Annotated in this window: 22 protein-coding genes; 12 read left to right on the forward strand and 10 right to left on the reverse strand. The window is 68.3% G+C overall.

The genetic code is table 11. The features are described 5' to 3' along the window. Window positions 1-14 precede the first annotated feature (14 nt). Complete coding sequence (locus EV657_RS07420; protein ID WP_243837506.1) at window positions 15-3611, forward strand: hydantoinase B/oxoprolinase family protein; 3597 nt, start codon at window positions 15-17, stop codon at window positions 3609-3611. Between the two features lie 57 nt (window positions 3612-3668). Here EV657_RS07420 and bhcR read toward each other — a convergent pair whose 3' ends face one another. Further along, window positions 3669-4508 (reverse strand): HTH-type transcriptional regulator BhcR, encoded by an 840-nt coding sequence (gene bhcR / locus EV657_RS07425; protein ID WP_075787201.1) that lies wholly within the window; start codon window positions 4506-4508, stop codon window positions 3669-3671. Between the two features lie 178 nt (window positions 4509-4686). On the opposite strand from bhcR, the gene bhcA reads away from it, so the two are divergent. From bhcA to bhcD, 4 genes are all read left to right on the forward strand, one after another. Then, on the forward strand, window positions 4687-5865 hold the full coding sequence (gene bhcA / locus EV657_RS07430) for an L-aspartate--glyoxylate aminotransferase BhcA (protein ID WP_134077522.1): 1179 nt from the start codon (window positions 4687-4689) through the stop codon (window positions 5863-5865). Between the two features lie 7 nt (window positions 5866-5872). After that, window positions 5873-6841, forward strand: a complete 969-nt coding sequence (gene bhcB, locus EV657_RS07435) for a beta-hydroxyaspartate dehydratase BhcB (RefSeq protein ID WP_134077523.1) — start codon at window positions 5873-5875, stop codon at window positions 6839-6841. Between the two features lie 93 nt (window positions 6842-6934). Then, entirely contained in the window at window positions 6935-8098 is a 1164-nt protein-coding gene (gene bhcC / locus EV657_RS07440) for a 3-hydroxy-D-aspartate aldolase BhcC (protein ID WP_134077524.1), read from the forward strand. A gap of 58 nt (window positions 8099-8156) precedes the next feature. After that, window positions 8157-9122, forward strand: coding sequence for an iminosuccinate reductase BhcD (bhcD, locus tag EV657_RS07445; RefSeq protein ID WP_134077525.1), 966 nt, complete (start codon window positions 8157-8159; stop codon window positions 9120-9122). 24 nt (window positions 9123-9146) lie between these two features. Here bhcD and EV657_RS07450 read toward each other — a convergent pair whose 3' ends face one another. After that, the gene (locus EV657_RS07450; RefSeq protein ID WP_113670622.1) at window positions 9147-10142 is read right to left on the reverse strand and encodes a zinc ABC transporter substrate-binding protein; all 996 of its coding nucleotides are present in this window, start codon (window positions 10140-10142) and stop codon (window positions 9147-9149) included. Between the two features lie 81 nt (window positions 10143-10223). On the opposite strand from EV657_RS07450, the gene EV657_RS07455 reads away from it, so the two are divergent. The 3 genes from EV657_RS07455 to EV657_RS07465 are packed head-to-tail and all read left to right on the forward strand — an operon-like array spanning window position 10224 to window position 12275. After that, window positions 10224-10712: a Fur family transcriptional regulator gene (locus EV657_RS07455; RefSeq protein WP_113670623.1), complete on the forward strand. Its 489-nt coding sequence runs from the start codon at window positions 10224-10226 to the stop codon at window positions 10710-10712. Beyond that, entirely contained in the window at window positions 10709-11497 is a 789-nt protein-coding gene (locus tag EV657_RS07460) for an ATP-binding cassette domain-containing protein (protein WP_134077526.1), read from the forward strand. The genes EV657_RS07455 and EV657_RS07460 overlap by 4 nt, the downstream gene beginning before the upstream one ends. Beyond that, window positions 11490-12275, forward strand: coding sequence for a metal ABC transporter permease (locus EV657_RS07465; protein ID WP_113670625.1), 786 nt, complete (start codon window positions 11490-11492; stop codon window positions 12273-12275). Before EV657_RS07460 ends, EV657_RS07465 begins: the two co-directional genes overlap by 8 nt. Window positions 12276-12280: 5 nt before the next feature. Here the strand turns inward: EV657_RS07465 and EV657_RS07470 are convergent, their stop codons facing one another. The 6 genes from EV657_RS07470 to cydD all read right to left on the reverse strand — a co-directional run bounded on the left by EV657_RS07470 (window position 12281) and on the right by cydD (window position 19940). Beyond that, window positions 12281-13264, reverse strand: coding sequence for an SLAC1 anion channel family protein (locus EV657_RS07470; RefSeq protein WP_134077527.1), 984 nt, complete (start codon window positions 13262-13264; stop codon window positions 12281-12283). 213 nt (window positions 13265-13477) lie between these two features. Further along, entirely contained in the window at window positions 13478-13603 is a 126-nt protein-coding gene (cydX, locus tag EV657_RS07475) for a cytochrome bd-I oxidase subunit CydX (protein ID WP_075787192.1), read from the reverse strand. Between the two features lie 15 nt (window positions 13604-13618). Beyond that, window positions 13619-14770 (reverse strand): cytochrome d ubiquinol oxidase subunit II, encoded by a 1152-nt coding sequence (gene cydB / locus EV657_RS07480; RefSeq protein ID WP_075787191.1) that lies wholly within the window; start codon window positions 14768-14770, stop codon window positions 13619-13621. 6 nt (window positions 14771-14776) lie between these two features. Beyond that, the gene (locus EV657_RS07485; protein WP_113670628.1) at window positions 14777-16375 is read right to left on the reverse strand and encodes a cytochrome ubiquinol oxidase subunit I; all 1599 of its coding nucleotides are present in this window, start codon (window positions 16373-16375) and stop codon (window positions 14777-14779) included. Between the two features lie 200 nt (window positions 16376-16575). Next, on the reverse strand, window positions 16576-18240 hold the full coding sequence (locus EV657_RS07490; protein ID WP_134077528.1) for an amino acid ABC transporter ATP-binding/permease protein: 1665 nt from the start codon (window positions 18238-18240) through the stop codon (window positions 16576-16578). Further along, on the reverse strand, window positions 18237-19940 hold the full coding sequence (gene cydD / locus EV657_RS07495) for a thiol reductant ABC exporter subunit CydD (protein ID WP_243837507.1): 1704 nt from the start codon (window positions 19938-19940) through the stop codon (window positions 18237-18239). The genes EV657_RS07490 and cydD overlap by 4 nt, the downstream gene beginning before the upstream one ends. A gap of 142 nt (window positions 19941-20082) precedes the next feature. Between cydD and EV657_RS07500 the strand changes: the two genes are divergently transcribed. The 4 genes from EV657_RS07500 to EV657_RS07515 all read left to right on the forward strand — a co-directional run bounded on the left by EV657_RS07500 (window position 20083) and on the right by EV657_RS07515 (window position 24188). Further along, entirely contained in the window at window positions 20083-20520 is a 438-nt protein-coding gene (locus tag EV657_RS07500; protein WP_075787187.1) for an RrF2 family transcriptional regulator, read from the forward strand. 76 nt (window positions 20521-20596) lie between these two features. Then, window positions 20597-21883, forward strand: coding sequence for a glycerate kinase type-2 family protein (locus EV657_RS07505; RefSeq protein ID WP_134077529.1), 1287 nt, complete (start codon window positions 20597-20599; stop codon window positions 21881-21883). Between the two features lie 112 nt (window positions 21884-21995). Next, window positions 21996-23762, forward strand: coding sequence for a sugar phosphorylase (locus EV657_RS07510; RefSeq protein ID WP_075787185.1), 1767 nt, complete (start codon window positions 21996-21998; stop codon window positions 23760-23762). A gap of 6 nt (window positions 23763-23768) precedes the next feature. Then, complete coding sequence (locus tag EV657_RS07515) at window positions 23769-24188, forward strand: NUDIX hydrolase (protein WP_113670632.1); 420 nt, start codon at window positions 23769-23771, stop codon at window positions 24186-24188. Window positions 24189-24192: 4 nt separating this feature from the next. Here the strand turns inward: EV657_RS07515 and EV657_RS07520 are convergent, their stop codons facing one another. Both EV657_RS07520 and EV657_RS07525 read right to left on the reverse strand, forming a co-directional pair. Further along, window positions 24193-25425, reverse strand: coding sequence for a glycosyltransferase family protein (locus EV657_RS07520; RefSeq protein ID WP_134077530.1), 1233 nt, complete (start codon window positions 25423-25425; stop codon window positions 24193-24195). An 89-nt stretch (window positions 25426-25514) separates the two neighbouring features. After that, window positions 25515-26294 carry an HAD-IIB family hydrolase gene (locus EV657_RS07525; RefSeq protein WP_337248279.1) on the reverse strand — a complete coding sequence of 260 codons (780 nt, stop codon included), beginning with the start codon at window positions 26292-26294 and terminating at the stop codon, window positions 25515-25517. Window positions 26295-26509 lie beyond the last annotated feature (215 nt).

The raw sequence follows: 26509 nt of genomic DNA on the forward strand, positions 1-26509 counted from the left end.
AGGAGGGGGACGGTATGGCGGGCGGCATGTGGGATTTCTGGATCGACCGGGGCGGCACCTTCACCGATCTGGTGGCGCGCGGGCCCGATGGCCGGCTGGTGACTCGCAAGCTCTTATCGGAAAACCCCGAACGCTATGCCGATGCAGCGGTGCAGGGCATCCGCGACCTGATGGACCTCGGCCCGGACGAGCCGCTGCCGCGAGGCGCCATCGGGGCGGTCCGGATGGGCACCACGGTCGCCACAAACGCGCTTCTGGAACGCAAGGGCGAACGGGTGCTGCTGCTGATTACCGAGGGTTTCGGCGATCTTCTGAGGATCGGCTATCAGGCGCGGCCCCGGCTTTTCGATCTCGATATCCGCCGTCCCGAGCTGCTTTATGAAGAAGTGGCCGAAATCCGCGAGCGGCTTGATGCCGAGGGCGAAGTGCTGGTGCCGCTTGACGAAGAGGCCGCCCGCAAGGCGCTGGAGGCGGCCCATGGCAAGGGCATCCGCGCCGTCGCCATCGCGCTGATGCACGGCTATCTGAACCCGGTCCACGAGGATCGTCTGGCTGAAATCGCCCGCGACATCGGGTTCACCCAGGTCTCCGTCAGCCATCGCGCCTCGCGTCTGATCAAGCTGGTCGGGCGCGGCGATACGACCGTGGTCGATGCCTATCTCTCGCCGATCCTGCGCCGCTATGTCGACCGGGTGGCGGAGGCGCTCGATCTGGGGCAGGGGGGCTGCGAGCGGCTCTTGTTCATGCAGTCGAATGGCGGGCTGACCGATGCCGCGCTCTTTCAGGGCAAGGATGCAATCCTGTCGGGGCCCGCGGGCGGCATCGTCGGCATGGTCAGGACCGCCGAAGCCGCGGGGTTCGACCGGCTGATCGGCTTCGACATGGGCGGCACCTCGACCGATGTCAGCCATTACGCGGGCGCTTTCGAGCGCAGCTTTGAGACCGAGGTGGCGGGAGTGCGGATGCGCGCGCCGATGATGGACATCCACACCGTGGCGGCAGGCGGCGGGTCGATCTGCAAGTTCGAGGATGGCCGGTTCCAGGTCGGCCCCGAAAGTGCCGGTGCCGATCCCGGCCCGGCCTGCTACCGCCGCGGCGGGCCGCTGACCGTGACCGATTGCAACGTCATGCTGGGCAAGCTGACGCCCGCGCATTTTCCGGCCGTCTTCGGTCCCGGGGGCGATCAGCCGCTCGACGTTGCGGCGGTGCGCGAGAAGTTCGCGGCCCTTGCCCGCGAGGTCGCGGCCGAGACCGGCACGCCCGAACGCAGCCCCGAGGACATGGCCGAGGGCTTCCTGCGCATCGCCGTCGACAACATGGCCAACGCCATCCGCAAGATCAGCGTGCAACGCGGCCATGACGTAACCGGCTACACGCTGCAGTGCTTTGGCGGGGCGGGCGGGCAGCATGCCTGTCTGGTGGCCGATGCGCTGGGCATGCGCCGGGTCTTCCTGCATCCCTTCGCCGGGGTGCTGTCGGCCTATGGCATGGGGCTGGCCGAGATCCGCGCGATGGAGGAAGGCCAGCTCGACCTGCCGCTGTCCGACACGGCCGGGGCCGAGGCGGCGCTGGCCGATCTGACCGCACGGGCCGAGGAGGCTGTCGCATGTCAGGGCGTGGCCAGGCGGGCGATCCGCAGGCTGGCCCGCGCGCATCTGCGCTATGAGGGCTCGCACCAGACGCTGGAGGTGCCCTTCGGCCCCGCTGCCGCGATGCAGGCCGATTTCGAAGAGGTCCACCGGGCGCGCTTTGGCTTTGCCTCGCCCGAGCGCGCGCTGATCGTCGACATGCTGGATGTGGAGGCCATCGGCGAGACCGGGGCGGCGCCTGCCGCCATGGCGCCCGAGGCCCGTGCGGAAATCGCCGACCGGGTGGCGGTGCATCTGGGCGGCGAAACCGTCGAGGTGCCGCTTTATGCCCGCGCCTCGCTGGGGGCGGGCACCCGGATCGAGGGGCCAGCCATCATCTCGGAACCGACCGGCACCGACATGGTCGAGCCGGGCTGGGCCGCCGAGGTCGATGGCCTGGGCAACCTGATCCTGACCCGCAGCGCCGCCGCCGGGCGCGCCCCCGCCATGGGGACCGAGGCCGATCCGGTGCTGCTCGAGGTGATGTCGAACCTCTTCATGTCGGTGGCCGATCAGATGGGGGCCACGCTTGCCAACACCTCCTGGTCGGTCAACATCAAGGAGCGGCTCGATTTTTCCTGCGCGATCTTCGATGCGCGGGGCGATCTTGTTGCCAATGCGCCGCATGTGCCGGTGCATCTGGGCTCGATGTCCGACTCGATCCGCACGGTGATGCGCGGCCATGCGGGCGCGATCCGGCCGGGCGACGCCTTCATGCTGAACTCGCCCTATAACGGCGGCACCCACCTGCCCGACGTGACCGTGGTGACGCCGGTCTTTCTGGAGGGCGAGATCCTGTTCTGGCTGGGGTCGCGCGGGCATCATGCCGATATCGGCGGGCGCACGCCGGGGTCTTCGCCGCCCGACTCGCGACGGATCGAGGAAGAAGGCGTGCTGATCGATAACCTGCGCCTTGTCGATGGCGGGCGGCTCCTGGAGGCCGAGGCCGAGGCGGTGTTGCGTTCGGGACCCTGGCCCTGCCGGAACGTCAGGCAGAACATGGCCGATCTGAAGGCCCAGGTCGCGGCCAACGAAACCGGGCGGCGCGCGCTGCTGGAGGTGGTCGACCGCTACGGCCGGGATGTGGTGGTCGCCTATATGGGCCATGTCCAGGACAATGCCGAGGAAAGCGTGCGGCGGGTGATCGGCACGCTGAAGGACGGGCAATTCCGCTATCCGATGGACCATGGCGCCGTGATCGAGGTCGCGGTGCGAGTGGATCGCAAGGCGCGCGAGGCGGTGATCGACTTCACCGGGACGAGCCCCCAGCACGAGGGCAACTACAACGCCCCCTTCGCGGTCTGCCGCGCGGTGGTGCTTTATGTCTTCCGGACGATGGTGGGCGCCGACATCCCGCTGAACGAAGGCTGTCTCAAGCCGCTGCGGATCATCGCGCCCGAGGGCTGCCTGCTCAACCCGGCCTATCCGGCCGCAGTGATCGCGGGCAATACCGAGGTCAGCCAGGCCGCCTGCAACGCGCTTTACGGTGCGCTGGGCGTCGTCGCGGGCAGCCAGGCGACGATGAACAATTTCGTCTGGGGAAATGACCGGTTCCAGAATTATGAAACCATCGCGGGCGGCACCGGGGCGGGGCCGGGCTTTGCCGGATGCGATGCGGTGCAGAGCCATATGACGAACACCCGGATGACCGACCCCGAAGTGCTGGAACGGCGGTTTCCGGTAAGGCTCGAGTCCTTCTCGATCCGCAAGGGCTCGGGCGGTGCGGGCCGCTGGGCGGGCGGTGAGGGCGCGATCCGGCGGTTGAGATTTCTCGAGCCGGTGACGGTGACGACGCTCTGTTCCCACCGCCGCATTCCGCCCTTTGGCGCGGCCGGGGGCGGCGATGGGGCGGTCGGCGAGAACTGGGTCGAATGGGCAGATGGCCGGCGCGAGCGGCGGGCGGGCAATGACGAGGTCGCGCTCGAGGCCGGGACGCTCTTCGAGATCCGCACTCCCGGCGGCGGGGGCTGGGGACGTCCCTGACCGCCCGGCCCCGAGTTTTCGCAGAAAACTCGTTTTCTCCCGGGCCCGAAAAATCCGCTACGCGGATTTTTCCCCCGCAGTCGGAAAACCCACCGTGCCGCCGATTGCGGCCGTGACCTGATCCGCAGCCGCGCGGACATCGGTCCCGATCCGCGCCGCGGCCTCCAGCGGGATCCGGAACGCGGGTCCCGAAACCGACAACCCCGCCACCGGCTCGCCATGGGCGTTGAAGATCGGTGCCGCGATGCAGCGCATGCCGTCGGCGCGTTCCTGATCGTCGATGGCATAGCCGCGTGCCCGGGTCCGGGCCAGATCCTCGCCCAGTGCCGCCTCGTCGGTGATCGACAGCGGCGTGAAGCCCGGCAGTCCCTTCGATTTCAGGATCGCCGCGACCCGGACGGGCGGCAGATGCGCCAGCAGCGCCTTGCCGATCCCCGAGGTATGCATCGGCCCGCGCGTCCCCGGCGGAAAAAAAGCCCGGATCGCCTCATGGGTTTCGACCTGGGTCAGGAACAGCACCTCGTCACGATCCTCGACCCCCAGATTGGCGGTCTCGCCGGTGGCCCGCATCAGCGCCTGCATCGCCGCCCGGGACCGCTCGGCGACATTGGTGCGCCGCAGAAAGCCCGACCCGATCCGGAATGCGCCGGGCCCGACATGCCAGCGCTGCGCCTCGTCTTCCAGTTCCACGATGTCGTGCCCCTGCAGCGTGATCAGCACCCGGTAGACAGTGGCCGGGCTCTGGTCGGTCAGCGCGGCCAGTTCCGAAAGCGTCAGCCCCTTCGTTTCGCTCAGCGCCGCCAGCAGTCCCATCGCCCGGTCGAGCGCGCGGACCGTGTTCTGCTCGGTCTTGTCGTGAAAGGCGCGCGGGCGGCCGCGCAGGCGGGGCTGGGTCATCCGAATCGTTCCTTCGCGTTGAAAGTGAAATGTTTTTTCAAAATATGAGGCACGATAAACACATTGATAATTCGATACTTTATCGCATTTTTCGCCTTGCGGAAAAGCTTTTCAGAAAAAATTGCGCCGCAGCGCAACCGGGCGCTATCCGTTGGGATGCCAGATGAAGGACCGCCCGATGCACGCCTTGAACCCCGTCTTCCTGCCCGGCCCGACCAACCTGCCCGAGTCCCTGCGCCGGGCCTGCGACATTCCCACGATGGATCACCGCTCGGCCGCTTTCGGGCCGATCCTCGCCTCCGCCATGGCCGGAGTGAAGCAGGTGCTGCACCTGTCCGAAGGCGAGGTCGCGATCTTTCCCGCGACCGGGACCGGAGGCTGGGAAGCCGCCATCACCAACACGCTCCGGCCCGGCGACAAGGTTCTGGCCGCCCGCCATGGCATGTTCTCGCGGAAATGGATCGACCTCTGCCAGCGCCACGGGCTCGACGTCGAGATCGTCGAGCGCCCCTGGGGCGAGGGCGTGCCGGTCGAGGCTTTCGCCGCGGCACTGGCGGCCGACAAGTCCCATGAGATCCGCGCCGTTCTCGTCACCCATAACGAGACCGCGACCGGCGTGACCTCGGATGTCGCGGCCGTGCGCGCGGTCATGACCGCGGCCAGGCACCCTGCGCTATTGATGGTCGATGGCGTCAGCTCGATCGGGTCGATCGACTTCCGGATGGATGCCTGGGGCGTCGATCTGGCGGTGACCGGCTCGCAGAAGGGCTTCATGCTGCCCGCGGGACTTGCCATCGTCGGGATCGGCCCGAAAGCCCTGGCGGCGATGGAAACCGCCGGACTGCCGCGCTGTTTCTTCGACATCCGCGACATGCTGGGCGGCAACTATCCCTATACGCCGCCGGTCGGGCTGATCAACGGACTGGCGGTGTCGACCGGCCTGTTGCTTGAGGAAGGCATGGAGAACGTGCGCGCCCGCCATCACCGCATCGCCAAGGGCGTGCGCCGCGCGGTCGCCGCCTGGGGCATGACGACCTGCGCGGCCCGGCCCGAGCTTTGCTCGGACACGGTGACGGCCATCGTCACGCCTGACGGGGTCGATGCGGGCCGGATCGTGCGCCATGCGGCCGAGGCCTATGGCGTGGCCTTCGGCGGGGGCTTGGGCGAGGTCGCGGGCAAGGTGTTCCGGATCGGCCATCTGGGTCTGATGAGCGACGTGATGGCGCTGTCGGGCATCGCCACCGCCGAAATGGCCATGACCGATCTTGGCCTGCCCGTTCGGCTTGGCAGCGGCGTTGCCGCCGCCCAGGAGCATTATCGCAACAGCAAGACCGCGCCCGTGCGGGCGGCGGCGTGAGGATGCCATGAAGGATCACGGACCCCTCTATATTCCGACCTATGACGACGTGATCCGCGCCCATGAGCGGATCGCCCCCTACATCCACCGCACGCCGGTCCTGACTTCGTCCTGCATCGACGGCATGGCGGGGGCCTCGCTCTTCTTCAAATGCGAGAATTTCCAGAAGGCCGGCGCCTTCAAGGTGCGCGGTGCCTGCAACGCGGTCTTCGGGCTCGATGACGAGAGGGCGGCAAAGGGGGTTGCCACCCATTCCTCGGGCAACCATGCACTGTCGCTGTCTTACGCGGCGGGCCGCCGGGGCATTCCCTGCCATGTGGTGATGCCGCGCACGGCGCCGCAGGCCAAGAAGGACGCGGTGCGCGGCTATGGCGGCGAGATCACCGAATGCGACCCCTCGACCAGTTCGCGCGAGGCGGTCTTTGCCGAGGTCGAGGTCCGGACCGGCGCCGAATTCGTCCATCCCTACAATGACTGGCGGGTGATCGCCGGGCAGGGCACCTGCGCGCGCGAGCTGAACGACCAGATCCGCGATCTCGATGCGGTGATCGCGCCCATCGGCGGCGGCGGGATGGTGTCCGGGACCTGCCTGACCCTGTCGAGCCTCGCGCCGCATATCGAAATCTATGCCGCCGAACCCGAGCAGGCCGATGACGCCTATCGCAGCTTCAGGGCGGGCCATATCGTCGCCGACGACGCGCCCGAAACGGTGGCCGACGGGCTGAAGGTGCCGCTGAAGGATCTGACCTGGCATTTCGTTTCGTCGAACGTGACCGATATCCTGACCGTTTCGGAGGCCGAGATCGTCGAGGCGATGAAGCTGATCTGGAAGCGGATGAAGATCGTGATGGAGCCGAGCTCGGCGGTGCCTTTGGCGGCGGTGCTGAAGAACCGCGAGGTTTTCGCGGGCAAACGCGTGGGCGTGATCGTGACCGGCGGCAATGTCGATCTCGACCGTCTGCCCTGGACGGTCTGAGCCGCGCCGCAAGGCAGGACGTGACGACGCGCCTCGGGCGCGGAACGGGAAACACGGCGCGCGCGGCGCGTCTCGAAAGCTGGGAGAAATGCGATGAAGGACGTGACCGAGTTCGACGGGCTCGAGGTGGGCTATGACATTCCGGCCCTGCCGGGCATGGCCGAGGCCGAGATCCAGACGCCTTGTCTGGTGCTCGATCTCGACGCGCTCGAGCGCAACATCCAGAAGATGGGCGACTGGGCCAGGGCGCACGGGATGCGTCACCGCGTCCATGGCAAGATGCACAAGTCGGTAGACGTCGCCAGGCTGCAGGAGCGGCTCGGAGGGGCTTGCGGGGTCTGCTGCCAGAAGGTGTCGGAGGCCGAGGCGTTTGCGCGGGGCGGGATCAAGGACGTGCTGGTCTCGAACCAGGTGCGTGATCCTGCCAAGATCGACCGGCTGGCACGGCTGCCGAAGCTGGGGGCGCGGACGCTCGTCTGCGTCGATGACCCGGCGAACGTGGCCGAACTGTCCGAGGCGGCTGAGCGGCACGGCACCGAGATCGAATGCCTGGTCGAGATCGACTGCGGCGCCGGGCGTTGCGGGGTGACGGAAACTGCGGATGTCGTCGCCATCGCCAAGGCCATCGACGCCGCGCCGGGCCTGCGCTTTGCCGGGCTGCAAGCCTATCAGGGTGCGATGCAGCATCTCGATTCCTATTTGGACCGGAAGGCCAAGATCGAGATTGCCGTGGCCATGGCACGCGAGGCGGTCGAGGCCTTGAAGGCCGAGGGGCTTGCCTGCGACATCGTCGGTGGCGGCGGCACCGGCTCCTATTATTTCGAGGGCAGCTCGGGCGTCTATAACGAGCTGCAATGTGGCTCCTACGCCTTCATGGATGCCGATTACGGCCGCATCCTCGATGCCGAGGGCAACCGGATCGACCGCGGCGAATGGGAGAACGCGCTGTTCCTGCTGACCTCGGTGATGAGCCATGCAAAGGCCGACAAGGCGATCTGCGATGCCGGGCTCAAGGCGCAATCGGTCGATAGCGGCCTGCCCGTCGTGTTCGGGCGCGAGGATGTGCGCTTTGTGAAATGCTCCGACGAACATGGGGTGATCGCGGATCCCGAGGGCGTTCTGAAGGTCGGCGACAAGCTGCGGCTGGTGCCGGGCCATTGCGATCCGACCTGCAATGTCCATGACTGGTATGTGGGGGTGCGCAACGGTACGGTCGAATGCCTCTGGCCGGTTTCCGCGCGCGGCAAGGCCTACTGACTGGCGTCTCGGGGCCTCCGGGCCCCGATTTTTCTGCGAAAAATCGTGCAGGGGTAAGATGTTTGTCGTTCCGGAAAGCGAAATTGCTGGGCTCGTGTCAGCCGCTCAATGCTTCGAGGCGGTCGAGGCCGTCTTTTCTGCCATGGCCCGCAATGAGGCCTGTAATTTCCCGGTGATCCGCGAGGCGATCGGCCATGCCGACGCGCTTTACGGCTTCAAGTCGGGCTTTGATCGTGCCGGCAAGGTGCTGGGGCTCAAGTCGGGCGGCTACTGGCCCGGCAACGCTGAAAGGGGGCTGACCAACCATCAGTCGACCGTGGTGCTGTTCGACCCCGATACCGGCCGGCCCGCGGCTCTGGTCGGCGGCAACCTGTTGACCGCGCTGCGCACGGCGGCGGCCTCGGCGGTTTCGATCCGCCACCTGGCACGCAGCGGCTCGCGCGTTCTGGGCCTCCTGGGCGCGGGCCATCAGTCGGCCTTCCAGATGCGCGCCGCCGTCGCCGAGCGCCCCTTCGAGAAGGTGATCGGCTGGAACTATCATCCCGAGATGCTGCCCCGGCTGGCCGAGACTGCGGCCGGGCTCGGCTTGCCCTTCGAGGCGGTCTCGCTGGAAGACCTCGGCGCGCAGGCCGATGTCATCGTCACGATCTCGTCTTCCTTCTCGGCCCAGCTCATGGATGCCCATGTCCGACCGGGTACGCATCTGGCCTGCATGGGCACCGACACCAAGGGCAAGCAGGAAATCGATGCGGCGATCTTCGCCCGCGCCAGGGTCTTCACCGACGAGGTGGCGCAGTCGGTCGAGATCGGCGAGGCCCAGCATGCGGTCGCGGTCGGGCTGATCGGCGCGGGCGACATCGTCCAGATCGGCGAGGTCATCAATGGCACCGCGCCGGGGCGCCAGTCCGAGGACGACATCACGCTTTTCGACGGCACCGGCGTCGGGTTGCAGGATCTGGCGGTGGCGGCCCGGGCGGTCGCAGCGGCCCGGGCCAAGGGCGTGGCAGTCGAGGTCGATCTTTGACCTGCGTCCCCGCGCGGTCGGGACTCAGCCGTCCGAGCCGGTGACGCAGTCGGCGATGGTCCGGGCGAGGCCCGTCAGCAGAGCGGGGTAGAGATCGGGGCCGTAGGCGAGCGTGCTGCCCGACGGATCTAGCGGCGCGCCCACCCGCACATCGGTGCCCTCGGCGATGGCCTCGGCATAGGCCGGGTCGTGCTGGGCCTCGGGGAAGAGACAGGCGACGCCGTCGGCGCGCAGCTCGTCCCGCAGCCCGGTCAGCCGGGCAGCCCCCGGATCGGCGGCATCGCCCATGGCGATGGACCCGGCCACGCTCAGCCCGAAATGCTCGGCGAAATAGCCGTAAGCGTCATGGAAGACCATGATCGGCCGGTCGCCCACCGGGGCCAGCACTTGCCGCGCCTCGGTTTCGGTTGTCGCGATCCGGTCGAGCGCAGACCGCGCATTCGCCTCGTAGACCGCAGTGTTGTCGGGGTCGGCCTCGGCCAGGGCGCCGCTGATCCGAAGCACCCAGACCCGGGCGTTCTCGGGATCGAGCCAGGCATGGGGGTCGGTGCCTTCGTGATGGTGATGCTCTTCCTCGGCGGCGTGATCGTCCGCGTCGTGATCCGCGTCCGGCGCGGCGGCCCCATGATGCTGATCTTCGGCATCGGCCTCGCCCTCATGGTCATGATCGTGCCCGTCCGGCGTGCCGTAGCTGCGCCGGTAGGTGCCCGGGGCCTCGATCAGAGCGACGGCCTGCGCGTCGGGGCCGAGCCCCTTGAGCGCGCGGTCGAGCCAGGGCGTCAGCTGCGGGCCGACCCAGAACACCAGACCGGCCTCGCTGATCGCGCGGGCCTGCGAGGGCTTCAGCTGGAAGTGATGCGGGTCGCCGCCTTGGTCCAGCAGGATCTCGGGGCGGCCCAGATCGCCCATCACCGCGGCCACCAGGGACTGGACCGGGGGAATGTCGGTCACCACACGCGGCGGCTGGGCGCTCGCAGGGGCGGCGAGGGCCAGAAAAACAGGAAAAAACAGGGGGCGCATGGACCGACTCCTTCGAAATGGCGCTTGCGGAAGGTGCTCGGGAATGAATATGTTATAAAATAACAAGTCAAGAGGGTCCGGATGAGAATCGATGCCGAGCGGGTGTTTTCCGCCCATGACCATGCCGCCTGCCGCCGGGCGACGCTGGAGCGGGCCGAGGAAATCGTCGCGGCCGAAGGGTTGCGCCTGACCCCGGTGCGCCGACGCACTCTCGAGATCCTGCTTGAATCGCATCAGGCGCTCGGCGCCTATGAGGTGCTCGACCGGCTGGTCGCGGCGGGCTTCGCGCGCCAACCGCCGGTGGCCTATCGGGCGCTCGATTTTCTGGTCGATCACGGGCTCGTGCACCGGATCCGGCGGCTCAACGCGTTTGCGGCGTGCATGCGCCCGGGCGAGCCGCACCGCCCGGCCTTTCTGATCTGCGACACCTGCCAGGCCGTGGCTGAGGCGCCGGGCACGGGCGTCGCCGACGCGATGCTCGCGGCAGCCGGTGCGGTCGGGTTCGAGATCGAGCGGATGAGCCTCGAGGCTGTCGGCCGCTGCCCCGCCTGCCGCGAGGCGCGGGCATGACGCTGGTCGCCGCGCGCGGCCTGACAGTGCGCTATGGCGGTGTCGCCGCCCTGACCGGGGTCGATTTCGAGATCGGCGCGGGCGAGATCGTCACGCTTGTCGGGCCGAACGGGTCGGGCAAGTCGACGCTGCTGAGGGCTGTGCTGGGCGCGGTCCGGCCGACGGCGGGCGCCGTCACCCGGCGACCTGGGCTCCGGATCGGCTATGTGCCGCAAAAGCTGGCCGTCGACGACCGCATGCCGCTGACGGTCCGCCGCTTCCTGTCGTTGCCCGAGAGGCACGGGGCGGCCGAGGTCGCGGCGATGCTTGATCGGGTCGGCGCGGCCGGGCTTGAGACCCGGCAACTGACCGCGCTGTCGGGCGGGCAGTTCCAGCGGGTGCTGCTGGCCCGCGCGCTGCTGGGCGGGCCAGAACTTCTGATCCTCGACGAGGCGACGCAGGGGCTCGACCAGCCGGGCACCGCGGCCTTCTACCAGCTGATCGTCGATCTTCGGCGCGAGACCGGTACAGCGGTGCTGATGGTCAGCCACGATCTGCATGTGGTGATGAGCGCGACAGACCGGGTGCTGTGCCTCAACGGTCATGTCTGCTGTCAGGGCCAACCCTATGTGGTGACCGCCGCGCCCGAATACCGGGCGCTGTTCGGCCATGGCACCCATGGCACGATGGCGCTTTATCAGCACGAACACGATCATGCCCATGACGGCTGCGGACACGACGCGGCGGCCGGGGCCGAGGCGCATCCCCATGCCCAGGGCGCAAAACCGGAGGCGGCCGATGCTTGACGATTTTCTGGTGCGGGCCGCGCTGGCGGGGATCGCAGTCGCGCTGGCGGCCGGGCCGCTGGGGGCCTTCGTGGTCTGGCGGCGGATGGCCTATTTCGGCGAGGCCACGGCCCATGCCGCAATCCTGGGCGTGGCCATCGCGCTGGGCTTTTCGATCTCGATCTTCGCGGGCACGCTGGGGGCCGCGCTGGCCATGGCGCTGGCCGTGACCTCGCTGTCTGGGCGGAGGCTTGCCATGGATACCGCGCTGGGGGTTGCCGCCCATGCGGCGCTGGCGGTCGGTCTGGTCTCGGTGTCGTTTCTCAGCGGGGTCCGGGTCGATCTTTCGGCTTACCTCTTCGGCGACATCCTGGCGGTCGGCCGCACCGATCTGGCGGTGATCTGGGCGGGGGCGCTGGCAGTGGTGGCGCTGATCGGCTGGCGCTGGAGGGCGCTTCTGACGGTTACGGTCAGCGAGGAACTGGCGGCGGCCTCGGGGATCGATCCGGGGCGCGAGCGGCTGGTGCTGACGGTCGCGCTGGCGCTGGTGGTCGCGGTGGCGATCCAGGTGGTGGGGGCGCTTCTGATCGTGGCAATGCTGATCGTCCCGGCCGCCGCCGCCCGGCCCTGGGCGCGCACCCCCGAGGCGATGGCGCTGATCGCCTCGGGCATCGGCGCGGCCGCGGCCCTGGCCGGGCTTTGGGGATCGTACCAGTTCGACACGCCCGCCGGACCCAGCATCGTGGTCGCGGCAAGCTGTGCCTTCGCGCTCAGCCTGGCCGCCCCCCGGCGGGGCTGAGGCCCCTATTCCGGCTGGCAGATCTCGTTCCGGGCAATCGCCAGCAGCGTACGCCCGACCAGCCCCGCGATCACCAGGCTGAGAAAGGCCAGAAGCCCGCCGCCCAGCCACAGATGGACGGCCGAGCCGGTGGTGGTCGCGTACAGGAACGTGGCGATGGTCAGCGCGGCCAGCGGGAAAGAGAGCGCCCAGAAGGACAGCGCGAAGGGCAGGCGCAGGATGCGCGGCAGCTGCGTCGCCACGATCAGCGCGAAGACATAGGCGGCGTTGAGAAAGAACATCGCCAGCGAGTCTAGTCCGCCATTCAGTCGCATCCACGAGATGAAGCCGACGGCGGGGGGCGCGATCAGGATCACCAGTGTCGGCTGCAACCGGCTGGGCAGCGGATCGTGAAAGGTCAGCCGGTTCATGACCATCGTCAGCAGCACGATCCAGAACAGCGCACCGCCCGAGAAGAAGAGCCACGAGATATCCGGGTGGCCCAGCGGCACGCCCGCGATGGGCACCAGGATGTTGCCGACCGGCGGGATGAACCAGGCGGCGTTCAGGTGGATCGGCTGGAAGGGACGGTGCCCGATCCAGTCGGCGATCACCAGAAGCGACAAGAGCCCCTGCAGCGCGGTCCCTGCGATCCAGACCGGCTCGGCCAGCGCGGGGTACTGGCCCAGCAACGCCACCGACAGCAGGATCAGCGAGATCGAGGCGGTAGGAAAAAAGGCCAGCCGAACCGGGTGATGCCATTCGGCCGCGGCCATCGGGAAGCGCGTCAGAAGCTTTGTCGCATAAAGCGCCGCGACCGCGGCCAAGAGCGCCGAAGAGGCAAAGAGCAGGTAATGCGAGACGGGGAGGGTCAGCCCCAGCGCCTGTTCGCCCGCATGCCAGGCCAGTGTCAGCCCCATCATCCCCATGACCGTGGCGAAGAAGGTGACGGGAAAATGCGCAAGCCGGCTTTCGTGGCTGCCCGGCTGGGTTTCTGCGGTCGTGCTCATGTCGGTCGCGCCTCCTGTGCGGCTTTGGTCCCAAGACATGCAAGAAAGTGCATGTGTCCTGCGCCATATAGGGCCGACTCAAATAAGATGTCAAAGACTCATCTTTAAGGCTGCCATAGTCCGGCCGGACCCGAGGGGCATGGAAAAGGCCCGCGCCGGGGGCACGGGCCTTGCAGGGTCGGGGCAGGGCCCCGGTTCAGGACGGCGACCGGCCTAGCGGTCGTGGCGCGGCTTGCCGTCCATCATGGTGCGATCCGCGTTCAGCTCCAGCCACATCGCGTTGACGACGGCGAAGAGCGCGGCCAGCGGCAGGCCGAGAATCCAGGCGAAATACCACATCTTCGGGCTCCTTTCTCAGTAGACCGAGTCGCTTTTGTCGACCACGTCCGAGGCCGTGACCTTGCCCCAGAGCACCTTGTAGACCCAGGCGGTGTAGGCCAGGATCAGCGGCACGAAGATCACCGCCGAGACCAGCATCACGAACAGCGTCAGATGCGAGGACGAGCTGTCCCAGACCGTCAGCGACGAGTTGGGGTCGATGCTGGACGGCAGGATGAACGGGAACATGGTCAGCCCGACCGAAGCGATGATGCCGAGGATCGACAGTTTCGAGGCCAGCATGGTCCAGCCCTCCTTGTCGGTCCTGAAGCCGAGGAAGGCCAGCGCCGCGCCAAGGATCCCCAGCGCCGGGGCGACGACGATCCAGGGCCGCGCCTCATAGGCCGCCATCCAGGACCCGCCCCGGACGACCTCGTTCATCAGCGGGTTCGACGGTCCGTCGGTCGCGACCGCGCCCGCAAAGCTGTAGGCGTCGATCCCGCCCGCAAGCCAGAGGCCGGCCAGCGCATAGGTCAGGATGGTGGCAATGGCCGCCCAGGCGCCGAAGGTCCGCGCGCGGTCGGCCACCATGCCCTCGGTCTTGAGCTGCAGCCAGGCCGCGCCATGCATCACCAGCATCGAGACCGACACCAGCCCGGCCAGGATCGCATAGGGGTTCAGAAGCCCGAAGAACGAGCCCTCATAGATCGACATGAGGTCCTCGGTCAGCCGGAACGGCACGCCCTGAAGGACGTTGCCCACGGCGACGCCGAAGACCAGCGCAGGCACGAAGCCGCCCACGAAAAGCGCCCAGTCCCAGGCCGCGCGCCAGCGTTCGTCCTCGCGCTTCGAACGGTACTTGAAGCCCACCGGGCGCAGGATCAGCGCGGCGAGGATCAGGAACATCGCGATGTAGAAGCCCGAGAAGCTGACCGCGTAAAGCGGCGGCCAGGCAGCGAAGATGGCGCCGCCGCCCAGGATGAACCAGACCTGGTTGCCTTCCCAGACCGGGCCGACGGTGTTGATCGCCACCCGCCGTTCGATATCGGTCCGGGCGACGAAGGGCAGCAGTGTGCCGACCCCCAGATCGAAGCCGTCGGTCAGCGCAAAGCCGATCAGCAGGACGCCCAGAAGCCCCCACCAGATCACCCGAAGGATCTCGAAATCCACGAATTCATGCAGGATCATGGGTCTTTACTCCGCCGGTTCGAAGCCGCGGCCGCCGGTCAGGCGGTCGGTATGGCGCCGGGTCCAGTCGTCGGTTTCGGCGACGTCCATATAGGGCCCCTTGAGGATGTATTTCCGCATCAGCCCGATCTCGATCACGAAGAGGACCGAATAGAAGGTGATGAAGCCCGCGAGCGTGAAGGCGACCTGGGCCACGCTGAGCTGGCTGACCGACAGCGCGGTCGGCAGCACGCCGTCGACGGTCCAGGGCTGACGGCCGAATTCGGCCACGAACCAGCCCATCTCGGCCGCGATCCAGGGCGTCGGGATCGCCACCACGGCCGTGCGCAGCGCCCAGCGCGGAAAGCGCATGCCGTAGAAGTTGGCGCGGATGAAGAAGAACAGCATCAGCGCGATGAAGCCGAAGCCCAGGATCACCATCACCCGGAACGCCCAGAACAGCGGCAGGACGCCCGGCACCGTGTCCTGCGCCGCCATGGCGATCTGGTCATCGGTCGCCAGGCGCGGGTCGTCGAGATAGCGCTTGAGCAGGAAGGCAAAGCCCAGATCGGCGCTGTGCTGCTCGAATTGCGCGGTCAGCTCGGGCGCGGCTGCGCCCCGCTCGGCCCGGATCTGCATCAGCGCGTCATAGGCGATCAGCCCGTTGCGGATGCGGACCTCGGCCTCGTCCACCAGCTGGTTGATGCCCGGCAGTTCCTCGGTCAGCGAGCGCGAGCCGATCAGGCCCATCACCACCGGCACCTCGATCGCGTATTTGGTCTCGCGGTCGGCCTGGTCGGGAATGCCGAAGAGGTTGAACGGCGCGGGCGCCTCGTGGGTTTCCCACATGCCCTCGATGGCGGCGAGCTTCATCTTCTGGGTATGGGTGGCGTTATAGCCCGACTCGTCGCCGAGGACCACCGCCGACAGCGCGCCTGCAAGCCCGAAACTGGCTGCGACCGCGATCGACCGGCGCGCCAGTTCCACATGGCGGCCCTTCAGCAGGTACCAGGCCGACACGCCCAGAACGAAGATCGAGGCCGTCACATAGCCCGCCGAGACGGTATGCACGAACTTGGCCTGCGCCACCTCGTTGAACATCACCTCGAAGAACGAGGTCATCTCCATCCGCATGGTCATCGGATTGAACTCGGCCCCCACCGGGTTCTGCATCCAGCCATTCGCGATCAGGATCCAGAGCGCCGAGAAGTTCGACCCGATCGCCACGAGCCACGTGACCACGCAATGCCCCACCTTGGACAGCTTGTCCCAGCCGAAGAACATGAGCCCCACGAAGGTCGCCTCGAGGAAGAAGGCCATCAGCCCCTCGATGGCCAGCGGAGCGCCGAAGATGTCCCCGACATAGTGGCTGTAATAGCTCCAGTTCATCCCGAACTGGAATTCCATGGTGATGCCCGTCGCGACCCCCAGCACGAAGTTGATGCCGAAGAGCGTGGCCCAGAATTTCGTCATCTGGCGCCAGACGGGGCGGTTGGTCATCACATAGACCGTCTCCATGATCGCAACGATGATCGACAGACCAAGCGTGAGCGGCACGAAGAGGAAGTGATACATGGCTGTCATGGCAAACTGCAGCCGGGACAGCTCGACGATGTCGAGTTCCATTGATGGCCTCCTTTGGCCCTTTCCCCTAATTACATAATATGCGCGGATCCCAAGCCGTTGGTGTTAACGGTGGAGGGTGGGCATATTAGACGTGTTCCAGATATACCTTTGTATGCAGTGGCGCGGCATGCCAATACGGCATAACTGCGATGCGTCTCGGACGTGCGACGGTCCCGGCCCCCGCGACGGCGGCGGAACCGTCAGGTCATGGCGATCAGCCGGTCGGCCCAGTCGCGCTCGGCCTTGCGGTGCGAGGCGGTCAGGATCGCGGTCTCGGGCAGGATCTCGCGGATCGCGCCCAGGACCCGGGTCGCGGTCGGCCGGTCGAGCCCCTCGGTCGGTTCGTCCAGCAGCAACAGCCGCGGCCGGCGCAGGAGCGCCCGGGCCAGGGCCAGGCGCCGCTGTTCGCCCCCGGAAAGCCCGGCGCCGTTTTCCTTCAGGGCCGCGTGCAGCCCGCCGCGTGCGGCCACCGTCGCGGACAGCGCCACCGCCTCGAGCAGATCCAGCGCCTCGCGTTCGTCGAGATCGGGATCTGCCAGCGCCAGCATGTCGAAGAAGCTCTGGCCCAGAAGCATGCTGCGCTGGGGCAGGTAGGCCATTTCGGCCCGCAGCCGCGTTTCGGACAGTTCGTCGATCGGGCGGCCTGCAAGCCGGATGGTGCCCGCCTCGGGCTGGATCAGACCGGCGGCCAGCGCCAGAACGGTGCTTTTGCCGCTGCCCGAGGCCCCGGTCAGCGCGACGCAGGCGCCGGGGGCGAGGGTCAGCGAAAAGCCCTGCAGCACCGGCGCCTCGGCGCCCGGATGGCGGTAGGCGATGTCGGTCATCTCCAGAGCCGGGCTCGCCGCCTCAGGCGCGCTGGCATAAGCCGGACGGGCGGGCACCCCGGCCGCGGCCTCGTCGGGCAAGAGCCGGGTCACGCGGCGGGCGGCATCGAGCATCCGCCCCAGATCGGCAAGGCCCCGGCGCAGGGGCTGCACGGTTTCCGACAGGGCCAGCGCCACGAAGAAACCCAACGCCGCCTGCGCGGGCGTGATCGCGCCCCGGGCGACGAGCACGCCCCCCAGCGCCAGCGCCGTACCGGTGGCCAGCGTGGTGGTCAGCGACAGCGCCAGCCCCGCCCGGCGTTCCAGCCGGTCGATGGCACCGAGGTTCTCGCGCATCCGGGCCTCGGCCAGCTGCACGGCTTCGGTCTGTTCAGGCAGGCGGCCATAGACCACCAGATCGTCGCGGGCGCGCAGCAGGTCGATCAGCCGGATGCGGAAGGCCTGCAGCGCCTTCTCGGCCCGGCGCGAGGGGGCCAGCGCATGGCGCCCGGCCCAGACCAGCACCATCCCGCAGCCCAGCGTGAAGCTGGCGAGGATCCAGAGGGCCAGGGTGACATCGGTCAGCCACCACAAAAGCGGGAAGGCGGCGACATAAAGGGTGACCCCGGTCACCGCCGGAATGAAGAGCCGCAGCACCACCCCGTCAAGTGCATCGACATCCGCCACCAGCCGGTTCATGGTCTCGGCGCCGCGCAGCCGCGACAGGGTCTGGAACGGCAGCGCCAGCACGCCGCGCAGCAGAGCCACGCGAATATCGGTCAGGGCCTTCAGCGTCGCGTCATGGGTCAGCAGCCGTTCGCCATAGCGCGCGGCGGTCCGTCCAAGCGCCAGAAAGCGCACCGAGGCCGAGGGCTGGAAGACGTTGAAGGCGATGCCGATGCCCGCAAGCCCGGCCGCCGCCGCGGCGGTGATGAACCAGCCCGCAAGGCCCAGCAGCGCCACCCCCATCGCCACAACGATCACCGCAAGCGCGGTACCCCGGATCAGCGGGCCGCGCTGGGCGCGCCAGGTCAGGCGCAGGATCTGCAGGATATCCCTCATGCCGCATGCTCCGGTCTGATGGCGATCTGGCGATCCATCCGCGCGGCAAGCGCCGGGTCATGAGTCGCGACGATCAGCGCGACACCGCCCGCCGCGAGGCCCAGCAGCCCCTCGGTCACCAGCGTCGCGGTCTCTTCGTCCAGATCGGCGGTCGGTTCGTCGGCCAGCAGCAGGTCGGGATGGGCATGCGCCGCGCGCGCCACGATCAGCCGCCGCGCCTCGCCGCCCGACACGCCGACCCCGGTCTCGCCCAGACGGGTGTTCAGCCCGCGCGGCAGCTGCGCCACCACGCCGTCGGCCGCCGCCAGTTCCAGCGCGGTGTCCAGAGGCAGCTCATGCCCGGGCCGCAGCGCCAGCGTCAGGTTCTTGCGCAGCGACCCCGACACGAAGCGCGGCTGCTGCGGCAGCCAGCCCAGCCGCGCGCGCCAGGCATCGGCGGTCTCGGGGGACAGGACCGTGTCGCCGATCCGGATCTCGCCCTCGGCGGGGATCGCCATGCCCGCGATCAGCCGCAAGAGTGAGGATTTGCCGATGCCCGAGGGGCCGGTGATCGCCAGCGTCTCGCCAGCGCCCAGATCGAAATCCGGGAACCGGATCAGCCGCCCGCCCGGCGGGCGGTAGGCAAGGCCCCTGACCGACAGCGCGTCGGCGGTCTCGAGCGGCCGCGCCGAGGCGCCGAGCCCGAGGAAGGTGGTTTCTTCCTGCGCCTCGAGTTCGGCCAGTTCGCGCGCCACGGCATTGGCGTCGGCCTTGTCATGCCAGGCGGCGGCCAGATCGCGCAGGGGCTGGAAATAATCGGGGGCCAGCAGCAGCAGGAAGATCCCTTCGGTTGCGGTCAGCGGGGTGCCCCAGGCGCCGAAAGTCAGCTCGCCCAGCAGCGAGAAGCCGACATAGACCGCGACCATGGCGATGCCGATGGCCGAGAAAAGTTCAAGCACGGTCGAGGACAGGAAGGCCACGCGCAGCACCTCCATGGTGCGCCGGCGCAGCCGGTCGGCGGCCGAGCGGAAGCTGTCGACCGTGCGCTCGGTGGCGTCCAGCAGGCGGATGTCGACCAGCGCCGTCAGCCGCTCCAGCAGCAGCACGTTCATGTTCGACAGCTCTTCCATCTGCCGCTCGCTGGCCTTTTTGGCGGCGATGCCGACCAGCGCCATGAAGATCGGGATCAGCGGCCCGGCGAACAGCAGAACGAGCCCGATTGCCCATGAGAAGTAGAAGGTGACGCCGAGGATCACCAGCGGCACGAAGGTCGAGCGGCGCTTGGCCGGGGCATAGCGGGTGAGGAAGGGTGTCAGCGCGGCCAGCTTTTCGGCGGCCAGCGTCGCGGTCACCGCTGCGGGCGGGCGGGCCGGGTCGTCGGTCGCGCGGCGCGATTCCCGCGTGACGAGGCGCGCGCGTTCCAGCGCCAGCACGATATCGGCCGCGCGGAACGACAGCGCGCCTGCCTGATGGTCGAGCATCGCGCGCCCGACGCCCACCGCCACGAAGACGAGGGCAAAGGCCCAGGTGGGGCCCCAGGCGGTCTCTGGCTGCAGCATCTGGCCCAGAGCCAATGCCACCGCTGCGGCCTGGATCAGCCACAGCAGCGAGGCTGCGGTGGCCATCGCCCCCGCGCGCTCCAGCAGGCTCATCACCGGGGCCGTCATCTGGGAAAGCCGCCTGGCGGCCGGATCGTCCTTCTTCGCGCATTTACGGCTCAAGTCCCGCCCCGTCACCCGTTTCTGAAGCGCCCCGCATCCGGGATCGGCGAAGGGCTTGCGTGATCTTTAACAGGCTCTATTCTCGTTTGAACCCGTATGTGAGATAGATCATTATCCCCCAGGACTGGAAAAGAGAACCCCGATGCGTCTGACCACCCGGACCAATATCGCGATGCGGGCGCTGATGTATTGCGCTGTGAATGGCGGGCGCACGGTTCGCAAGTCGGACATCGCCTCCGCCTGCAACACCTCCGAGAACCACATGGCGCAGGTCATCAACACGCTGGCGCATCACGGGCTGGTGAAGACGACGCGCGGCCGGAACGGCGGTCTGACCCTCAAGCGGACCCCCGAGGACATCACCGTGGGCGAAGTTTTCCGGCATCTCGAATCGGGGGTGCCCTTTGCCGAATGCTTCGATCCGGCGACGAATACCTGCCCGATTTCCTGCTGCTGCCTGCTGAAGGGCGCGCTGCAGCGGGCGCTGGCCGAATTCTATGCCACGCTCGACGGCGTCACCCTGGCCGATCTGGTGGCGGGCAACCGCGATCTGGAAGAGGCGCTGGCGCTGGCGTCCTGAGATCGCGGCCCATGCCGTTGGGTCACATCCGCCCGGGGCTCTTGCCAGCGGCCGAGGACGCCCCATCCTTTTCGACATGACAGTTTCGCTTTCCGTCGACCCGACCGAGCCCTCCGGCTTTCTCAGGGCGCTTTTCGACCTGGCTGTCGCCGCGGCAGATCCGATGCGGATCGTCCCGCCCGCTCTGCCGCCCCGTCCTGCGGGACGGGTGGTGGTGGTGGGGGCCGGCAAGGCCTCGGCGCGGATGGCCGAGGCGGTCGAGGCCGCCTGGGGCCCCTGCGAGGGGCTGGTGATCACCCGCTATGGCCATGGCCGTCCCTGCGCGGGCGTCGAGATCGTCGAGGCCGCGCATCCGGTGCCCGATGCCGCCGGAGAGGTCGCGACCCGGCGGATGGTGCGCCTGCTGGACGGTCTGGGCGAGGACGATCTGGTGCTGGCGCTGATCTCGGGCGGGGGCTCGGCCCTGCTGGTGCAGCCTGCCGGGCAGATCACGCTGGAGGAAAAGCGGCTGGTGACCTCGGGGCTTCTGGCCTCGGGCGCCCCCATCGGCGAGATCAACGGCATCCGCAAGGAAATATCGGCGGTCAAGGGCGGGCGGCTGGCGGCGGCAGCCTTTCCGGCGCGGGTGCTGGGCCTGCTGATTTCCGACGTGCCGGGCGACGACCCGGCCGACATCGCCAGCGGCCCCACGGTCGGGCACAGGGGCGACGCGGGCCGGGCTCTGGCGGCGCTGGCGCGCTGGGGCGTGGTGCCGCCGCCCTCGGTGCAGAGCTTTCTCGAGGCGGGCGGTGATCCGGTTCGCCCCGACGATCCGCGCCTCGGCCGGGTCGAGAATCTGGTGATCGCGGCGCCCGCCCGATCCCTGGAGGCCGCCGCCGAGGCCGCGCGCGCCGCGGGCTCGGCGGTCGAGATCCTGGGCGATGCGCTGGAAGGCGAGGCCCGCGAACTGGCCGAGGCCCAGGCGGCGCTGGCCCTGGCGCGGCAGGCGGCGATGGCGCCGGGCGATCGGCCGCTTTTGTTGCTGTCTGGCGGCGAATGCACGGTGACGCGGCGGGGCGACGGGGTCGGCGGCCCCAATGCCGAATATGCGCTGGCCCTTGCGGTCGCGCTGGGCGGCGCGCCCGGGATCGACGCCATCGCCTGCGACACCGACGGGGTCGACGGCGCGGCCGAGGTGGCGGGGGCGGTGATCGGCCCGGACACGCTGGCCGAGGCGGCGGTGCTTGGGCTCGACCCGGCGGCGGCGCTGGCGGCCAATGACAGCCATGGCTTCTTCGCGGCGCTGGGCGCGCAGGTGGCGCCGGGCCCGACCCTGACCAATGTGAACGACTTCCGCGCCATCCTGATCCGCCCCAAGCCGTGACCGGCGCCCAAATCCTGGGCACTGACCCGGTCCGCGGCCCGTCCGGCGCGGCACGGGCTTGCAAGCCTGCCGCGCGCGGGCAACAAACAAGATCGGGAAACGCCTGGACGCCATGACAGACACGACGCAGACCCTGCGCATCAAGCTGGCCGGCCTCGTTGGCCGGATCTACCCGGATCAGGACCGCGAGCTTCTGATCGACCGGATCGTCGAGGCGTTCTGGCCCGAGGGTGCGCGCCCCCGCCGCCGCGCCCGGATGCCGTCGAACCGGCTGTGGTCCTCAGAGGACTCGATGGTCATCACCTATGGCAACAGCTTCACCGATGGCCAGCACAAGCCGCTCGATCTGCTGAACGATTTCCTGCACCGGCATCTCGAGGGCACGGTCGGGGGGGTGCATATCCTGCCCTTCTTTCCGTTCACCTCGGATGACGGCTTTGCGGTGACCGATTACCGCATGGTCAATTCCAACCTCGGCGACTGGGAGGATATCCAGCGGATCGCGGGCAGCTTCCGGGTGATGTCCGATCTGGTGCTGAACCACGTGTCCAGCCAGTCGCACTGGTTCAGCGAATACCGGCAGGGCCATCCGCCCTATGACCGCTTCTTCTTCGAGGCCTCGCCCGAGGACGATCTGGCCCCGGTGGTGCGCCCGCGCACCAGCCCGCTGTTGCGCGAGGTCGAGACCGCGAACGGACCGCGCCATGTCTGGTGCACCTTCAGCCACGATCAGGTCGATCTGGATTTCCGCAACCCCGAGGTGCTGCTGGAATTCCTGCGGATCATGCGGCTGCATGTGGACAATGGCGTGCGCATCGTCCGGCTCGATGCGGTGGCCTTCCTGTGGAAGGAACCCGGCACGCCTTCGATCCACATGCCCCAGACCCATGCCATCGTTCAGCTGATGCGGGTCTTGTGCGATTTCGCGGTCGAGCCGGTCGTGCTGCTGACCGAAACCAATGTGCCGAACCACGAAAACCTCAGCTATTTCGGCAACCGGAACGAGGCCCATGCGGTCTACAACTTCTCGCTGCCGCCGCTGATCCTGCATGCGCTCCTGTCGGGCACGGCCGAATACCTGCACCGCTGGCAGGCGACGATGCCGCCCGCGCAGCTGGGCTGTGCCTACCTGAATTTCACCGCCTCGCATGACGGGATCGGCATGCGCCCGGTCGAGGGGCTTTTGCCCGAAGAGCAGATCGGCGACATCATCGGCGCGATCCGGTCCTTCGGCGGCGAGGTGTCGATGCGCACCACCCTTGGCGGCGGCGAGGCCGCCTACGAGCTGAACATCACCTGGTTCGAGGCGATGAAGGGCACCTTCGCGGGCGAGGACCAGTGGCAGGTCGACCGGTTCCTCTGTTCGCAGACCATCGTCATGGCGCTGGAAGGGATCCCGGCCTTCTATGTGCATTCGCTGCTGGCGACGCCGAACGATCATGCCGGGGTCGAGAAGACGGGGGTCAAGCGCGCGATCAACCGGCACCGCTGGGACTATCCGGCCTTGCTGGCCTTGCTGGACGATCCGTCCAGTCTGCAGGCGCTGGTGCTGCGGCAGATGAAGCGGCGGATCGGCATTCGCCGCCGCCAGCCCGCCTTCCATCCGAACGCGACCCAGTTCACGCTGCATCTCGACCACCGCCTGTTCGGGCTCTGGCGCCAGAGCCTCGAGCGCGACCAGTCGGTCTTCGCGCTGCACAATGTCAGCGCAGAGGATCTGTCGGTCTCGCCGATGGCGATCAACCTCATCGGCGGCGAGGACTGGGTCGACCTGCTGTCGGGCGAACGGATCTCGCCCACCGGCACCGAAATCCCGTTTGCGCCCTATCAGTGTCGCTGGATCTCGAACCGCGACGGCGCCGGGCCGGGCGCGGGCTAGGCGGCGATGACGGCGGAGGGGCAGAGGCCGCTGGTCGCGGTTTTGGCCGTGGTGATCCGCGCGGGCCAGGTGTTGCTGGTGCGCCGCGCCAACCCGCCCGATGCGGGCTTCTGGGGCTTTCCCGGCGGCAAGGTCGAGTTCGCCGAGCCGCTGCTGGCCGCCGCCGCCCGCGAGCTGTTCGAGGAGACCGGCATCCGGGCCGAGCCGCAGGCGGTGCTGACCGCGCTCGACGCGCTCGACCGCGGCCCGGACGGGCAGGTGCTGGGGCATTTCGTGCTGGTCGCGGTTCGCTGCCTCTGGCAGTCGGGCGCGCCTGTCGCGGCCGACGACGCGCTCGAGGCGCGCTGGGTCGCGCTGGACGAGCTTGAGGCGCTGGCCCCGCAAAGCGCCGACGTCACCCGGGTGGCCCGGCTGGCCGCCGGATGAGCTTTCAGTCGCCCGAGGGCCCGAAATCGGCCGCGTCCGCCGCCACCGCCGCCAGCATGTCGTCCATCAGGGTCGGGTCGGCCGAATGCACCCGGTTCCAGGTCGGGATGAAGGGGGTTTCGGCGGGGTTGTCCAGAAACACCCGACCGGCCTCGGTGATGTTCTGGGCGAACATCTCGATGGTGTTCTCCTCGGCATGGCGGTCGAGGCTCAGCCCGTTCATCCGCGCGTCGTTGTAATAGCAGTCCAGAAGGTCCAGCGCCTCGCGGTAATAGGTGGCCTTCAGGGTGCGGAAGATCTCTTCGGAAAACACCGTGCCATCGGCCGCCAGCTTGCGGAAGATCGATTTGCAGATATCGACCGACATCCGCGACAGCCCGCGCGAGGCATCCTCGGGCGAGACCGGCTGGTGCTTGTGGTCATAGGCGTCCGAGATCTCGACCTGACAGACCGAGCGCGGCGCGAGATTGCGCCAGGCCTCGGACAGCACGCCGATTTCCAGCCCCCAGTCCGAGGGGATGCGCAGGTCGGGCAGGGGCGCCGTCCTGAGCGCGAATTCGCCCGACAGCGGGTAGCGGAAGGAGCGGAGGTAATCGAGGTAATCGCGGTCGCCGATGGTCTTCTTCAGCGCCAGCAGGATCGGGCTGACCAGCAGACGGCTGACCCGGCCGTTCAGCTTGCCCTCGCCGATCCGGGGATAGAAGCCCTTGGCCAGCTGATAGGGGAAATTGGGGTTCGCGACCGGATAGACCAGCCGCGCCAGCATCTCGCGCGTGTAGGTGACGATGTCGCAATCGTGCAGCGCCATCACCGCGCTGTCCTTGCAGGCCATGAGGTAGCCCATGCAGAACCAGACATTGCGGCCCTTGCCGGGGTCGCCCGGTGTCAGGTTGTGGACGTCAAGCCGGGCATGGATCGCCTGCATCCGCGGGCTGTCCTGCCAGATCACCACATGGTTCTGCGGCAACCGGCCGAAGAAGCGCAGCGCATGCGCGAACTGCGCCTCGTCGGCCTGGTCGAGCCCGATGACGATCCGGTGCAGGAACGGCACCTCGGCCAGTTCGTCGAGGATCTTCGGCAGCGCGTCGCCTTCAAGCTCGGAGAACAGCGAGGGCAGGATCAGGCTGATCCTGCGGGTCTGGGCAAAGGTCGTCAGCTCGTGCACCAGAAGCTCGGCCGGGGCCGAACGCAGGTTGTGCAGGGTGGCGACATTGCCGTTCTGGTGAAAATCGGCCATGGGCGCGGCTCCTTGCCGGGACAGGGACCGTCCCGAAGAAAGACAGGGCCGGGGCGGGGGCGCCCCGGGGACAGTCAGGGTCGGGACCGTCAGATCCCGAAATCAGCAATAACCTGCAGCACCGCCTGGTTCCAACCTTTCGGCCCGGCTGCGGCGATCCGCTGGATGCGGCCGGTTTCCTCGCCATCGAGGGGCGGCATCGGCGCGCGATGCGGATTGGCGATGATGAAGCCCTGATCGGCCTGTTCCAGCATCTCGCGGTCGTTCGGCGCATCGCCCAGTGCAACGACGTAGGGCGTCGAATAGCGCGCCGCGATCTCGGCCATCTGCCCGGCCTTGCTGGCGCCGAACGACAGGGTCAGGAACCGCCCGCCCTCGCGCCCGCTGACGCCTTGCGCCCGGAGGGCTGCCAGAAACTCGGTCTTCTCGGTCTCGCTGCCCGACCAGATGCCGGGTTCGGAATAAAGCCGTTGCGCGGCCAGGGCGGCGGCCCCGGGCGCCAGCCCCGTCGCGTCGGCGATCCAGTCCGCGCCGCCATCGCCAAACCCCCGGAACCGCTGACGCAGCGGGGCGGGCACCTGATCGAGTGCTGTGCGCAGCGCCCGATAGCGGCCGCCCGTCCGGGGGGCCTCGGCGCCCGGTTCCAGGATGCCCGCGCCGTTCTCGACAATGGCCGGATGCGCGGAAAGGCCCAGTTCGGTGCGCAGCGGCGCGATTTCGGCGGCGGTCTTCGACGAGGCGAGGATGACCGGCACCCCGGCCCCGCGCAGCGCCTCCAGCGCCGGGGCGGCGGCTTCGTGGGAATAGGTTTCGTGATCCAGCAGCGTGCCGTCGAGGTCGGTGAAGATCAGCAGGACTGGGCGGGGCATCGGCATCCTTCGAGGACAAGACGTGGGAACGCTTGGCACCGGGATACGCGGCCCGCGCGCCCATGGCCAGAGCCGGGTCGCGGAACCGTCCGCCCAGACATGCCAATGTGACAGGCACATGTCGGAGAGTGGCGAAAAATCACGCAGCGGTGTCGCGCGGCCTTCGGTCCCTGCGCCGCGGGTTTTCCCGACTCTTTTAGGGTGATACTTCTGGA

Origin of the sequence: Rhodovulum visakhapatnamense (assembly GCF_004365965.1) — a bacterium.
In the GTDB taxonomy this organism is placed as follows: Bacteria; Pseudomonadota; Alphaproteobacteria; order Rhodobacterales; family Rhodobacteraceae; genus Rhodovulum; species Rhodovulum visakhapatnamense.